This window comes from Crossiella cryophila, assembly GCF_014204915.1.
Classification (GTDB): domain Bacteria; phylum Actinomycetota; class Actinomycetes; order Mycobacteriales; family Pseudonocardiaceae; genus Crossiella; species Crossiella cryophila.
In genome coordinates this window covers 928,150-940,942 of sequence record NZ_JACHMH010000001.1, presented here as the reverse complement: position 1 = coordinate 940,942, position 12,793 = coordinate 928,150, and the positions used below count along the sequence as shown (strand labels likewise).

At 69.4% G+C, this 12,793-nt stretch carries 11 protein-coding genes and 1 tRNA gene; 8 read left to right on the top strand and 4 right to left on the bottom strand.

The genetic code is table 11. The annotated features are described in order from the left end of the window. Positions 1-4: 4 nt before the first annotated feature. Positions 5-478, bottom strand: coding sequence for a hypothetical protein (locus HNR67_RS04510; protein WP_185000859.1), 474 nt, complete (start codon positions 476-478; stop codon positions 5-7). Between HNR67_RS04510 and HNR67_RS04505 the strand changes: the two genes are divergently transcribed. From HNR67_RS04505 to HNR67_RS04490, 4 genes are all read left to right on the top strand, one after another. Next, positions 477-2,405, top strand: a complete 1,929-nt coding sequence (locus HNR67_RS04505) for an NHL domain-containing thioredoxin family protein (protein WP_185000858.1) — start codon at positions 477-479, stop codon at positions 2,403-2,405. The genes HNR67_RS04510 and HNR67_RS04505 overlap by 2 nt on opposite strands. A gap of 107 nt (positions 2,406-2,512) precedes the next feature. Further along, positions 2,513-2,833 carry a GroES family chaperonin gene (locus HNR67_RS04500; protein WP_185000857.1) on the top strand — a complete coding sequence of 107 codons (321 nt, stop codon included), beginning with the start codon at positions 2,513-2,515 and terminating at the stop codon, positions 2,831-2,833. A 71-nt stretch (positions 2,834-2,904) separates the two neighbouring features. Further along, positions 2,905-5,934 (top strand): VanW family protein, encoded by a 3,030-nt coding sequence (locus HNR67_RS46110; RefSeq protein ID WP_312986417.1) that lies wholly within the window; start codon positions 2,905-2,907, stop codon positions 5,932-5,934. Between the two features lie 50 nt (positions 5,935-5,984). Beyond that, a complete protein-coding gene (locus HNR67_RS04490; protein ID WP_185000856.1) occupies positions 5,985-6,791 on the top strand; it encodes a DUF1206 domain-containing protein in 807 nt (268 codons plus the stop codon). A 67-nt stretch (positions 6,792-6,858) separates the two neighbouring features. Here HNR67_RS04490 and HNR67_RS04485 read toward each other — a convergent pair whose 3' ends face one another. Together HNR67_RS04485 and HNR67_RS04480 are read right to left on the bottom strand one after the other, a co-directional pair. Further along, positions 6,859-8,694, bottom strand: coding sequence for an acyl-CoA dehydrogenase (locus HNR67_RS04485; RefSeq protein WP_185000855.1), 1,836 nt, complete (start codon positions 8,692-8,694; stop codon positions 6,859-6,861). Between the two features lie 147 nt (positions 8,695-8,841). Continuing rightward, complete coding sequence (locus HNR67_RS04480) at positions 8,842-9,474, bottom strand: LysE family translocator (RefSeq protein ID WP_185000854.1); 633 nt, start codon at positions 9,472-9,474, stop codon at positions 8,842-8,844. A gap of 206 nt (positions 9,475-9,680) precedes the next feature. On the opposite strand from HNR67_RS04480, the gene HNR67_RS04475 reads away from it, so the two are divergent. The 3 genes from HNR67_RS04475 (at position 9,681) to HNR67_RS44090 (ending at position 11,940) form a co-directional block, all read left to right on the top strand. Then, a complete protein-coding gene (locus tag HNR67_RS04475) occupies positions 9,681-11,204 on the top strand; it encodes a sodium:solute symporter family protein (RefSeq protein WP_185000853.1) in 1,524 nt (507 codons plus the stop codon). Positions 11,205-11,329: 125 nt separating this feature from the next. Beyond that, a complete protein-coding gene (locus tag HNR67_RS04470; protein WP_185000852.1) occupies positions 11,330-11,527 on the top strand; it encodes a DUF433 domain-containing protein in 198 nt (65 codons plus the stop codon). A gap of 212 nt (positions 11,528-11,739) precedes the next feature. Beyond that, positions 11,740-11,940 (top strand): DUF433 domain-containing protein, encoded by a 201-nt coding sequence (locus HNR67_RS44090; RefSeq protein WP_185000851.1) that lies wholly within the window; start codon positions 11,740-11,742, stop codon positions 11,938-11,940. Between the two features lie 68 nt (positions 11,941-12,008). Here the strand turns inward: HNR67_RS44090 and HNR67_RS04460 are convergent. After that, a tRNA-Gly gene (locus HNR67_RS04460) sits at positions 12,009-12,079 on the bottom strand. 73 nt (positions 12,080-12,152) lie between these two features. On the opposite strand from HNR67_RS04460, the gene dcd reads away from it, so the two are divergent. Beyond that, the gene (dcd, locus tag HNR67_RS04455; protein ID WP_185000850.1) at positions 12,153-12,734 is read left to right on the top strand and encodes a dCTP deaminase; all 582 of its coding nucleotides are present in this window, start codon (positions 12,153-12,155) and stop codon (positions 12,732-12,734) included. Positions 12,735-12,793 lie beyond the last annotated feature (59 nt).

Sequence of the window (12,793 nt, the reverse complement as noted above, 5' to 3'; positions counted from 1 at the left end):
CCCCCTAGTCCGGCGGCGCGAGCCGGACCACCCGGTCCAGCCGAACGTCATAACCGATCATCGGCAGCTCCCGATGCCCCTCGAAGGTCATCACCACCGACTTGCCCAACGCCCGCCCGATGTCGCGATAGAACCCGCACAACACATCCAACGGCCCCTGCCCCTGCAACTCCTCCAGGTGCACGTCGAAGTCCACGGTTTCCGCCCGGTAGAACCGGAAGATCGCCACCATCGCCGGCGCAGGCAAGACGTGCAACTCCGCGTCCAGCACCGTCCCACCGGCGAAGATCTCCGCCGCGGCGGGCAGTTCGGCCTCGCCCACCTCCGGCACGTACCGGTGCTGCCAGCCGCGCGCCCGCACCAGGTCGAACACCGTCTGCCAGTCCGCCACGGTCGTTCCGGTGACCTCGACGTCCGGCAGTATCCCGTTGTCGGGGTCGAACAGGTCCGCGACCTCGTCCCAGCGCAACTCGCTCATGCGGTCATGCTGCCGTCTCACCTGGTGGGCCGGGGAACACCGCTGGTCAGTCGCTGTGTTGACTACGGATGTGACCACTGCGAAACGTCGTGCCCGTGTCCGTGCCCCCGAGCTGACCGGACGTGGCTGGCTGAACACCGGCGGCAAGGACATCCGGCTCGCGGACTTGCGCGGGAAGATCACCCTGCTCGACTTCTGGACCTTCTGCTGCATCAACTGCCTGCACGTACTGGACGAGCTGCGGCCGCTGGAGGCGGAGTTCGCCGATGTGCTGGTCACCGTCGGGGTGCACTCGCCGAAGTTCGCGCATGAGGCGGATCCGGTGGCGCTGGCCGCGGCGGTGGAGCGGTACGAGGTGCACCACCCGGTGCTGGACGATCCGGAACTGGTGACCTGGCAGGCATACGCGGTCAAGGCGTGGCCGACGCTGGTGCTGGTGGATCCCGAGGGTTACGTGGTGCACGTGGCCGCGGGGGAGGGGCATGTCGAGGCGTTGCGGCGGGTGCTGACCGAGCTGGTCGCCGAGCACACCGCCAAGGGCACGTTGCACCGTGGGGACGGGTTGTACGTGCCGCCGGAGGCCGCGGCGACCGAACTCCGGTTCCCCGCCAAGGCGATCGTCACGCCGGGGCAGACCCTGCTGGTGGCGGATTCGGCCCGGCATTCGCTGGCCGAGCTGGCCGCGGGTGGGGAGACCCTGTTGCGGCGCATTGGTTCCGGGGTCCGTGGGCGGGCTGATGGGGCGGCCGGGGTGGCCAGTTTCTCTGAGCCTGCCGGGCTTTCGCTGTTGCCGGCAGAGGTCGCGGAGCGGGTCGGGTACGACGTCGTGGTGGCGGACACGGTGAACCACCTGTTGCGCGGGGTGCGGCTCAGTGATGGGTTCGTGTCCACTGTGGCCGGTACCGGTGAGCAGTGGCGGGACGGCGAGACCGATGGCGTGGCAACGGAAATCGACCTCACCAGTCCGTGGGACGTGGCCTGGTGGGAGCCTGCTGGCGGAGTGGTGATCGCGTTGGCGGGGAACCACACGATCGGGTTGTTCGATCCGGTGGCGGACACGGTGTCGCGGTTCGCGGGGACCACGGTGGAGGGGTTGCGGGACGGGGACGCGGCGGAGGCGTTCTTCGCGCAGACCTCGGGACTGGCGGTCGATCCGGCCCGGGAACGGTTGTGGCTGGCCGATTCCGAGACCTCGGCGTTGCGGTACCTGGCCTACGACAACGGCGTGCTCACCGTGCGCACCGTGATCGGCACCGGGCTCTTCGACTTCGGGCACCGGGACGGTCCGGCCGGGCAGGCGCTGTTGCAGCATCCGCTCGGGGTGGCCGTGCTGCCCGACGGCAGCATCGCGGTGGCCGACACCTACAACGGCGCGCTGCGCCGCTACGACCCGGAATCCGGCCAGGTGAGCACGCTCGCCGGCGAGCTGGCCGAGCCCTCCGGCGCGGTGGTGCTCGACGGCGAGGTGGTCGTGGTCGCCTCCGCCGCGCACCGGCTGGAGCGGCCGGTGCCGCCAGGGGTGGCGGCGAAGCTGGTCTCCGGTGCGGCACAACAGGTTCGGCGGCCGCCGAGTGAGCTGGCCGCGGGGCCGGTGGAGCTGGCGGTGGTGTTCGTGCCGCCGCCGGGGCAGAAGCTGGACGAGCGCTACGGGCCGTCCACCCGGCTGGAGGTCACCGCCTCGCCGCCGGAGCTGCTGCTCGAGGGCGCCGGGGTCGGCACGGATCTGGTGCGGCGACTGGTGATCGCCCCGGACGTGCCATCGGGTGTACTCCACGTGGTCGCCCAGGCAGCAAGCTGTGACGAGGGAGTCGAGCACCCCGCCTGCCGTCTGAGCAGGCAGGACTGGGGAGTCCCTGTCCAGATCCGGACGGCTGCGCCCGTACGGCTCGCGCTTGTTATGGGCGGAATGGACGAATCCGGGGTGTGATCTGCCGCACGCTGTTGGGCAGGCTGCCTGCTCAACAGCGTGCTCCGGGGTATAGGGCAGACAGAGCCGCCCCACGTCTGCCTCGGCAGGGCAAGTAAACTCCGAAGGTGCCCGATGCCAAGCTCCAGATCCAGATGCTGCACGACCGCGTGATGGTGCGGATCGCGCAGGAGGGCGGCGAGCGACGCAGCAGCGGCGGGATCGTGATCCCGGCCACTGCCCAGGTGGCCAAACGGCTGGCATGGGGCGAGGTTTTCGGGGTCGGGAATCACGTACGTACTGTCAAGGTGGGTGACAGGGTGCTCTTCAACCCCGAGGAGCAGTTCGAGGTCGAGGTACAGGGCCAGGCTTACCTGGTGATGCGCGAGCGCGATCTGCACGCCGTCGCCAGCGAGCAAGCCGAGCACGGCACGGGTTTGTACCTGTGATCCGCGCCCTCGACGTGACAGCCGGGTAGCTAGCCAGGCGCGTGCTCGCGCCCACGTCAGAAGGGGACACGGTGCCGGAGGAAGAGCAGCGGCCCGGCCCGCGGTCAGAGCAGACGACGGTGTTGTCCGCCCCGCAGCCGGTAGAGCAGCCCACGGCCGAGGACGGGACGCCCGCCAACGGGCTCGACCCGCACACCCAACGACTTCCCGCGCGCCCCGAGGTCGAGGCGGCGGTGGCGGACGCCGCGGCCGTGCAGGCCTCGGTGACCGTGCAGGCATCGGCCGGCGACCCGGCTGAGCCGGTCCGGAACGGGGCCGCGCCGCAGGACGAGCTGGCCAGGCTCGCGGGACTGTCCGCGTCGGCCGCCTCGAACGGGTCGTCCCCGCAGCACGACCCGGCGGACCGCGCCGAGGAGCCGGTCACCCGCACCGAGCGTTCGCCGCTGGACGAGCTGGCCGGTCGCACCGCGCCCGCTCCGCAGCACACCGCCCCGGAGACTCCCGCGGCCGAGACCGAATCGGCCAAGGACAGCCCGGAGCAGGGCAAGAGCACGCCGCCGCCGAACCCTCCGGTCCAGCCCGAGCCGCTGACCAGGGGCTTGTTCGCGCCGATCCGGCCTGCCGAGCCGTACCAGGCACCGCAGCCCGGCACCCCGGCCCGCGGCTTCACCGCGCCCGGCCAGGGCCCCGCGCCGCGTGGCTTCGAGGGTCAGCGTCCCGGCACCCCGCCGCAGGGCGGCCAGGGGCCGGGCACGCCGCCGCCGGGATTCCAGGCACCGGGGTTCCCGGCGCCGGGAGCGCAACCGCGGGACCTCGCGAACCAGGCTCCGGGCACGCCGCCCGGCGGTCTCGCGAACCAGGCCCCCGGCACCCCGCCCGGTGGCTTCGCCAGCCTGTCGCCGGGCACGCCGCCCCGCGGGTTCCAGAACCAGGCCCCCGGCACGCCGCCACGGGGTTTCGCCGACCAGACCCAGCACCTCCCGCCGCGCGGCCAGGACGGCCAGGGCGCCCCGCAGGGCCCCGGCACGCCGCCACGGGGCCAGCTCCGGCCGCAGACCCCGCCGCGGGGCATGGAGCAGTTGCAGGCGCGATCCGTCGACGGGCCGACCCAGGCCATCCCGGCCAGGGCCTTCGAGCAGGTGACCCGGCAGGTCGAGCAGCCCACCCAGGCGCTGCCGCAGCGTCCGCGCCCGATCGAACAGGCCACCCAGTCCATCCCGCGGCCGCTCGGGGCCGGGCGGCAGCCCGATCCGGACGCCGACACCATCCAGATCCCCAAGATCGAGGCCACCTCCTACCTGCCCGCGCCGGCACGGGAGGCGGACGCGACCGTGGTGGCCGCGCTGCCGCCGACGCCGCCGGGCGGACCCACGGACGGGTTCGACGAGGGTGGCGCGGACGAGCGGCGCAGCAGGCGCAAGCGCCGGACGATCATGGGTGTGGCCGCCGCGTTCGGCGTCTTCGGCCTGCTCTACGGGGTTGACCTGCTGCTGACCCAGGGCAACGTGCCGCGTGGGGTGGCCGTCGCCGGGGTGGACGTCGGCGGGCTGGACCGGGCAGCGGCTGAGGCCAAGCTGCGGCAGCAGATCGAGCCGCGGCTGACCAAGCCGGTGACCGTGCGGGCCGGTGACGTCGAAGCGGGCGTCAACCCGCAGGAGGCCGGACTGACCCTGGATTGGCCGGCCACCCTGGACCAGGCAGGCGCGCAGCCGCTGAACCCGTTGACCCGCCTCACCTCCTTCTTCGGCACCAGGGACGTCGGCGTGGTCACCCGCGCGGACGGGCCCAAGCTCACCACGGCCATGGAGGGCCTGCGCGGCAAGACCGACCGGGACCCGGTCGAGGGCACCGTGCGCTTCCAGAACGCCAAGCCGGTCGCGGTGGACCCGAAGTCCGGGCAGAAGCTGGACGTGGAGAAGGCCAGCGCGGCGATGGTCGCGGACTGGGCCGACGGCAAGGTCGTCGAGCTGCCGGTCAGCGCCAGCCAGGTGAAGAGTTCGCCCGAATCGGTGCGCAAGGCGCTGGAGGAGATCGCCAAGCCCGCGGTCTCCGGACCCGTTGTGGTGCAGGGCGAGGGCAAGAACGCCAACGTGCCGCCTGCCGCGATCGCCAACGCGCTCAAGTTCGAGGTGGACGAGGGCGGCAACCTGATCCCCAAGCTGGACAACGGCAAGGTGGTCGAGAACGCCAAGCCGCAGCTGGCCTCCACCGAGAAGCCGGGCAAGGACGCCACCTTCGCCCTCGAGGGCGGCAAGCCGGTGGTCAAGGAGTCCGCGGACGGCCGGGGCGTGGACTGGGAGAAGACCCTGGTCGGCCTGCCCGAGGTGTTGCGCCGCACGGACAACCGCACCATCAAGGCCGAGTACGGCGACCAGCCAGCCAAGCTGACCACCGACCAGGCCAACCAGCTCGGCGTCAAGGAACTGGTCAGCCGGTTCGAGACCAAGGGCTTCGCGGCCGACTCCGGGCAGAACATCCGGCGGGCCGCCGAGCAGATCAACGGCGCGGTGGTCAAGCCGGGTGAGACCTTCAGCCTCAACGGCCGCACCGGTCCGCGCACCGCGGCCACCGGCTACGTCGAGGCCGGCATCCTGGAGCACGGCCTGCCCGGCCGCGGTGTCGGCGGTGGCGTGTCCCAGATGGCCACCACGATCTACAACGCCGCCTACTACGCGGGCATGGTCGATGTGGAGCACAAGGAGCACAGCAACTACATCAGCCGCTACCCGGCGGGCCGGGAGGCCACGGTCTTCCAGGGCCCCAGCGGGCAGAGCCTGATCGACGTGAAGTTCCGCAACGACAGCAAGACCGGCATCTACATCCAGACCATCTGGACCTCCAACTCGATCACGGTGCAGCTCTGGGGCACCAAGACCTACGAGGTGCAGGGCCAGGACGGCCAGCGCAGCAACGTCACCTCGCCTGCCACCCGGCACGTCACCGACAAGCCGGACTGCAAGCCCAACCCCGGCCTGGACGGGTTCACGATCACCGACACCCGGACGATCAAGGACATCGCCACCGGCAAGACCCGCACCGAGCGGCGCACGGTGACCTACAAGGCGCAGGACAAGATCGTCTGTGGGCCGCCGACGCCCTGACTGGGCCGTTCGGCCCGTTTTGACTTCCTCCGCGTGGACACCCCAAGCACATGGTGTCCACGCGGAGTGCGCAACAGGGCAGGCAGTGGGTCGTGCTGCTGGGCCGGATCGGCGCGGTGTGCTTCGGCATCGTGCACCTGCTGGTGGCCTGGCTGGCCATCCAGATCGCCTTCGGGGACAGCGTCGGTGAGGCGGACCAGAAGGGCGCGCTGGCCGCGCTGGCCGAGCAGCCGCTCGGTGGCGTGCTGCTGACCGTGCTGGCCGCCGGACTCGCCTTCTTCGCCATCTGGCAGCTGCTCACCGCGGTCGGCGGCTACCGCTGGCTTTCCGGCAGAAGGCAGCTCACCAAAAGGATTTCCGCCGCCGCGCACGGGTTCGCCGCAGCCGTGCTGACCGTGGTCGCGGTGCAGTTGATCAGTGGATCCGGTGCCACCCAAGGAGATCAGAGCCAGCAGGAGATCACCGGCTGGCTGATGTCCTTGCCGTACGGGCAATTCCTGGTCGGACTGCTCGCGCTGATCGTGCTCGGCGTCGGGGTGGCCGCCGCGGTCAAGGGCATCCGCAAGACCTTCACCGACGAGCTGGAACTGGGCAAGCTGCCCGAGGGCACCCAGCGGCTCACCGTGCGGCTGGGCCAGGCCGGTTTCGTGGCCAAGGGCGCGGCCTACGGCGTGGTCGGCGTGCTGATCGGACTGGCCGCGGTCAACCACGACCCGAAGCAGGCCGGCGGACTCGACGCGGCGCTGCGCACCCTGGCCGAGGCCCAGTACGGCCCCTACCTGCTCACCATGGTCGGCCTTGGCGTGGCCGCCTTCGGCGTCTACTGCTTCGCCGAGGCCCGCTGCCACCGCGCCTGAGGCCGGACATGCGGCGGGGCCGCGAGGGAGATCCCGTCGCGGCCCCGACAGCGTCAGGTGGCTGGACTCAGAACGCGGCCACGTCCAGGTCCATCAGCCCGTTGTCCGTGGTCTCCACGATCTTGCGGCGGGCGGTCAGCTCGGGCAGCACGCTCTTGGCGAAGAACGAGGCCGCGGCCAGCTTGCCCTGGTAGAACGCCTGGTCCTTGTCCGAGGCCGCGCCACCGTCCAGCGCGGTGATGGCGATCTCGGCCTGGCGCAGCAGCTGCCAGCCGACCAGCAGGTCGCCCGCGCTCATCAAGAGCCGGACCGTGTTCTGGCCGACCTTGTAGGTGTTGCGCGGGTCCTCCTGCGCGGTGGTCAGGAAGCCGATCATCGCGCCCAGCATGCCCTGCACGTCCTCCAGGGCGGTCTTGAGCAGCGCGCGCTCCTCCTTCAGCCTGCCGTTGCCGACCTCGGACTCCAGCGTCTTCTGGATCTCGCTCGCGATGAAGCCGAGCGCCTGGCCCTTGTCCCGCACGATCTTGCGGAAGAAGAAGTCCAGGGACTGGATCGCCGTGGTGCCCTCGTACAGGGTGTCGATCTTGGCGTCCCGGATGTACTGCTCGATCGGGTAGTCCTGCAGGAAGCCGGAACCACCAAGGGTCTGCAGGGACAGCGCGAGCAGCTCGTAGGCGCGCTCGGAGCCGACGCCCTTGACGATGGGCAGCAGCAGGTCGTTGACCCGCTCGGCCAGCTCGGTGTTCTCCTTGGCGATGATCGAGTCCTGGAAGGTGGCGGTGTAGAGGTACACCGCGCGCAGGCCCTCGGTGTAGGCCTTCTGCAGCATCAGGATCCGCCGCACGTCCGGGTGGTTGGTGATGGCCACCCTGGGCGCGGTCTTGTCCAGCATCTGGGTCAGGTCGGCCGACTGCACGCGCTCCTTGGCGTAGTCGCGCGCGTTCAGGTAGCCGGTGGACAGGGTGGCGATCGCCTTGGTGCCGACCATCATCCGGGCGTACTCGATCACCTGGAACATCTGCGCGATGCCGTCGTGCACCTCGCCGAGCAGCCAGCCCTTTGCCGGGAGGTCGTGCTGGCCGAAGGTCAGCTCACAGGTGGTGGAGGCCTTCAGGCCCATCTTGTGCTCGACGTTGGTGACGTAGGCGCCGTTGCGCTCGCCCAGTTCGCCGGTCTGGGTGTCGAAGTGGAACTTGGGCACCAGGAACAGGCTCAGGCCCTTGGTGCCTGCCTTGGCCTCGATGCCGGGGCCCTCGGGGCGGGCCAGCACCAGGTGCATGATGTTGTCGCTGAGGTCGTGCTCGGCGGAGGTGATGAACCGCTTCACGCCGTCCAGGTGCCAGCTGCCGTCCTCCTGCAGCACGGCCTTGGTGCGGCCGGCGCCGACGTCGGAACCGGCGTCCGGCTCGGTGAGCACCATGGTCGCCGTCCAGCCCTTGTCCAGCATGATCTGGGCCCAGCGCTGCTGTTCCTCGGTGCCGTTGCGGTGCACGATGGTGGAGAAGCTCGGACCGGTCAGGTACATGAACACGGCCGGGTTCGCGCCAAGGATCAGCTCGGCGGCGGCCCACTGCACGGTGCGCGGCAGGCCGTAGCCGCCCTGCTCCTCCGGCAGGTAGAGCTTGCCCCAGTCGCCGTCCTGCAGGGCCGCGTAGGAGGACCGCAGCGACTCGGGCAGCTTCACCGAGTGCGTCTTGGGGTCGAAGACCGGCGGGTTGCGGTCGGCGTCGGCGAAGGACTCGGCCAGCGGGCCGGTCGCCAGGTTGTTCAGCTCACCGAGAATCCCGCGCGCGGTGTCCTCATCCGCCTGCTCGAAGGGCGCCTTGCCCAGGCGGTCCTGGATCTTGAAGACCTCGAACAGGTTGAACTCGAGGTCGCGCAGGTTGCTCTTGTAGTGGCCCATCTCGTCGCTCCCGTGTTGTGCGGGGTGCTGGCCTTCCGGGCCGGTCCCCTACTGGCCGGTAACAACAGGGTATTACCTGTGAGTAACCCTCGGCAAGGCGGGACTGGTCACCCTTCTGGCGGTAGTGTCGATTGTGACCCGGCTCACTCAGAGTGTGGCACGGGTCAGGGTGGCCATCCGTACTCCCATGCCGACCAGGATCAAGCCGCTGATCTGGTCCAACCGCGCTCGCACCGTCGGCCTGGACAGCACCCGGCGGACCGCGCCCACGGCCAGCACCACCAGCACGTACCAGCCCGCGCTGATCGCCATCTGCACCACGGTCAGCACCGCGGTGCCGGAGAGCACCGAGCCGTCCGGCGGCAGGAACTGGGGCAGCAGCGCGAGGTAGAGCGCGGCGGCCTTGGGGTTGCTCAGGTTGGCCAGCAGCCCGGCCCGGTAGGCCGACCACAGGCCCCGCGGGCGCTCCCCGGCGGCCAGGTCCTCCGGCGGCTGCTCCTGGTGCCTGCGTGAGCGCAGCAGGGTCTGCACGCCCAGCCAGCACAGGTAGAGCGCGCCTGCCACCTTGAGTGCCACGAAGGCCACCTCGGAGGTGCGCACCAGCGCGGTCAGCCCCAGCGCGGAGGCCGCGGCCCAGAACACCAGCCCGCTGGTGTTGCCCGCGATGGTCGCCAGGCCGGTGGTGCGCCCGGCGCGCAGCGCCTGATTGACGATGACCGCCAGTGACGGCCCGGGAGAGACCACCACCGCGATGCAGGTGAGTACGAAAGGCCAGGTCACGAGGTCCACCATGACAGTGTCACCGCAAGCGACCGAGTGGGCGAGATCCGCGGCGCTTTATCACATTCATGTTCACATATCTGACTGTTCGTCACAGATGTGACTCGGTTCATGGGAAATCGTTCCGTAACCCAAGGGTTACCTCGTAAGACGGAGCACAACTTAGGGACCGCCAGCCCGTGGCGGGTACTGATGCTGGAGGTGTCATGGGCACCCTCGACTGGGTTGTGGTCGCTGGGTATTTCTTCGTCATGGTGGCGATCGGCTGGTGGTCGCGCGGCCGGATCGCCAACGTCGTCGACTTCTTCACCGCAGGCGGCAAGATGCCGTGGTGGCTTTCCGGCATCAGTCACCACATGTCCGGCTACAGCGCCGTCATGTTCGTGGCCTTCGCCAGCGAGGCATACCGGCTGGGCCTGACCGTCTACGTCTGGTGGGCGCTGACCATCGGCATCGGTATCGGCATCGGGGCGTTCCTGTTCGCCGCGCGCTGGAACCGGCTGCGCTCCAAGCACGGGGTGGCCTCGCCGCTGGAGTACCTGGCCCGGCGCTACAACGTGCCAGCCCAGCAGCTCATGGCCTGGTCCGGCTCGCTGCTCAAGGTGGTCGACATCGCGGCCAAGTGGTCCGCGGTGGCCATCCTGCTGCGCGGTTTCGCCGGGGTGCCGATCGCCTGGGGCATCCTGATCGTCGGCGTGGTCACGATGATCTACTCGGTGCTCGGCGGCCTGTGGGCGGACGCGCTCACCGACTTCGGCCAGTTCATCATCCAGGGCGCCGCGGGCATCGTGATGTTCGTGGCGGTGGCCGCGCACTTCGGTGGCATCCAGTTCATGTGGGAGATCTGGGACAAGCTCCCGGCCGCCAACAGCGAGCCGCTGCGCGAGCCCTACACCGCGACCTTCTTCATGGCGCTGTTCGTGATCAAGACGCTGGAGTACAACGGCGGCATGTGGAACCTGGCGCAGCGCTACATGGCCGCGCCCTCCGGCCGCGAGGCGAAGCGCTCGGCGATCCTGTCCAGCGTGCTGTGGCTGGTGTGGCCGCTGGTCCTGTTCTTCCCGATGTGGGCCGCGCCGCTGATCGTGCCGGACCTGGCCGCCAGGGCGGGCGATGCCTACATCGAGCTGGGCAAGGTGATGCTGCCCGCGGGCATGATCGGTCTGGTGCTGGCCGGGTTCTTCTCGCACACCATGGCGATGGTCTCCTCGGACGCCAACGTGATCACCGCGGTGATCACCAGGGACATCCTGCCCAGGATCTGGAAGGGCGCCAAACGGATGACCGGCGCCGCCCAGCTCAAACTGGCCAGGGCGACCACGTTCAGCTTCATCGGGCTGAGCATGTTGATGGCGGTGTCCCTGGATACCACCGACGGCGTGCTCAAGGTCGTGGTCGACCTGGTGGCCGCCACCATGGGCCCGATCGCGGTGCCGCTGATGCTGGGCATGCTGCCCTGGTTCCGCCGGATGGGCCCGAGTTCCGCGATCTCCTCCACCCTTGGCGGACTCGGGGTGTGGGCGGTGCTCTACATCTCGCAGCAGATGGGCACCACGGTGGCCAAGGAGGCACTGGTCGCCTACCCGCTGCTGACCTCGGTGGTGCTGTTCCTGGTGGTCGGCCTGGTCAAGCCGGAGCGCACCACGGACCGTGACGAACTGATCGACTCGCTGAACTCCGACGAGGCCGACAAGCCCACCGGACCGGAGACGGTCGCGGCCAAGGCCTGATTGGTTTCGGGTTTCCGGGGCGTCCTGATCCGCCGGTTGGCGGATCAGGACCGCCCCAGTGGGCAGAGAATTTTCGCTACCATGTGCAGTCGACATCAATCCGGTCGAAGGCGCAGGATATTTTCATGTCTTTTCTCAAGGTCTCACAGGACCCCGCTGTGCTCCGCGGGGTTCCCGTCGTCACCGGCACCAAGATCGCGGTCGCCACGGTGGTTGCCCTGGTCTGCGAGGGTCTGACCGCAGCGGAGATCGTGCTGAAGCACCCGGACCTGGAGATCGGCGACGTGGACTTCTGCCTTGAATATCTGCGCGGCGGAGCGTAGTCAAACACGCGGCAACCGCATTTCTCCCCTGGCTGGGACCGTAATTCGGATCGGGCAAACCGGGTGGCCCAAGACCATTTTTCCGGACCGAAAATGTGGTCTTCGCCATATCCGGTAAGCCCGGTCACACTGTGTGAGCGCGATCTTCGCGAGCCACGAAACCCGCCGCCCGGGTCATTGACGACCCCGGACCTCGGAAGCAGACTGACGCGGTGGCTCTAGAGCAGATCTCCCATGACCCGGGGGTAGCGCACGGCGTCCCGTTCGTCACCGGCACCAACGTGCCCGTCGCGGTGGTCAACGCCCTGCTGAGCGAGGGACTCTCGCCGACCGAGATCGTCGCCCGACACCCCAGCATCACCGTGGACGACGTCGACGCCTGCGCCGAGTACTCCCGCAACGGCGGCCGCTGACCCCCGCGAACCCAAGCCAGACAAGCGACAAGGCCCGGATCTCGCCGAGATCCGGGCCTTCGTGTCGGAGCGGGTGACGGGAATCGAACCCGCCTCTACAGCTTGGGAAGCTGTCGTTCTACCAATGAACTACACCCGCTTGATCGTGCGCCGTCGAGCATACAGGGACTCGCCCCAGCTGTGTCCAGCCGGGCCGGGTTACGCTGGGGCACGTGCTCCTCAGTGACAGCGACCTGCGCAAGGAGGTCGAGGCCGGTCGGCTCAACCTCGATCCGTTCGACGCCGACCTGGTCCAGCCCTCCAGCATCGACGTCCGGCTCGACCGGTTCTTCCGGGTGTTCGACAACACCAAGTACACCCACATCGATCCGTCGTTGCAGCAGGACGAGCTGACCTCGCTGGTGGAGAAGGAGGACGACGAGGCCTTCGTGCTGCACCCCGGTGAGTTCGTGCTCGGTTCCACCTTCGAGCGGGTCGGGCTGCCGGATGACCTCGCCGGGCGGCTGGAGGGCAAGTCCTCGCTCGGACGGCTCGGGCTGCTGACCCACTCCACCGCGGGGTTCATCGACCCCGGCTTCACCGGGCACATCACGCTGGAGCTGTCCAACGTGGCCAATCTGCCGATCACGCTGTGGCCGGGGATGAAGATCGGCCAGCTGTGCCTGTTCCGGCTCAGCTCGCCAGCGGAGAACCCCTACGGCTCGGCCGCGGTCGGCTCCCGCTACCAGGGGCAGCGTGGGCCGACGCCCTCGCGGGCCTACCTGAACTTCCACCGGGCCACCACCAAGAGGTAACTCGTTCCCCACATCGGTGGAACGTCCAGCGTGCTCCGGTGGTGAGATCAACGGCGCGG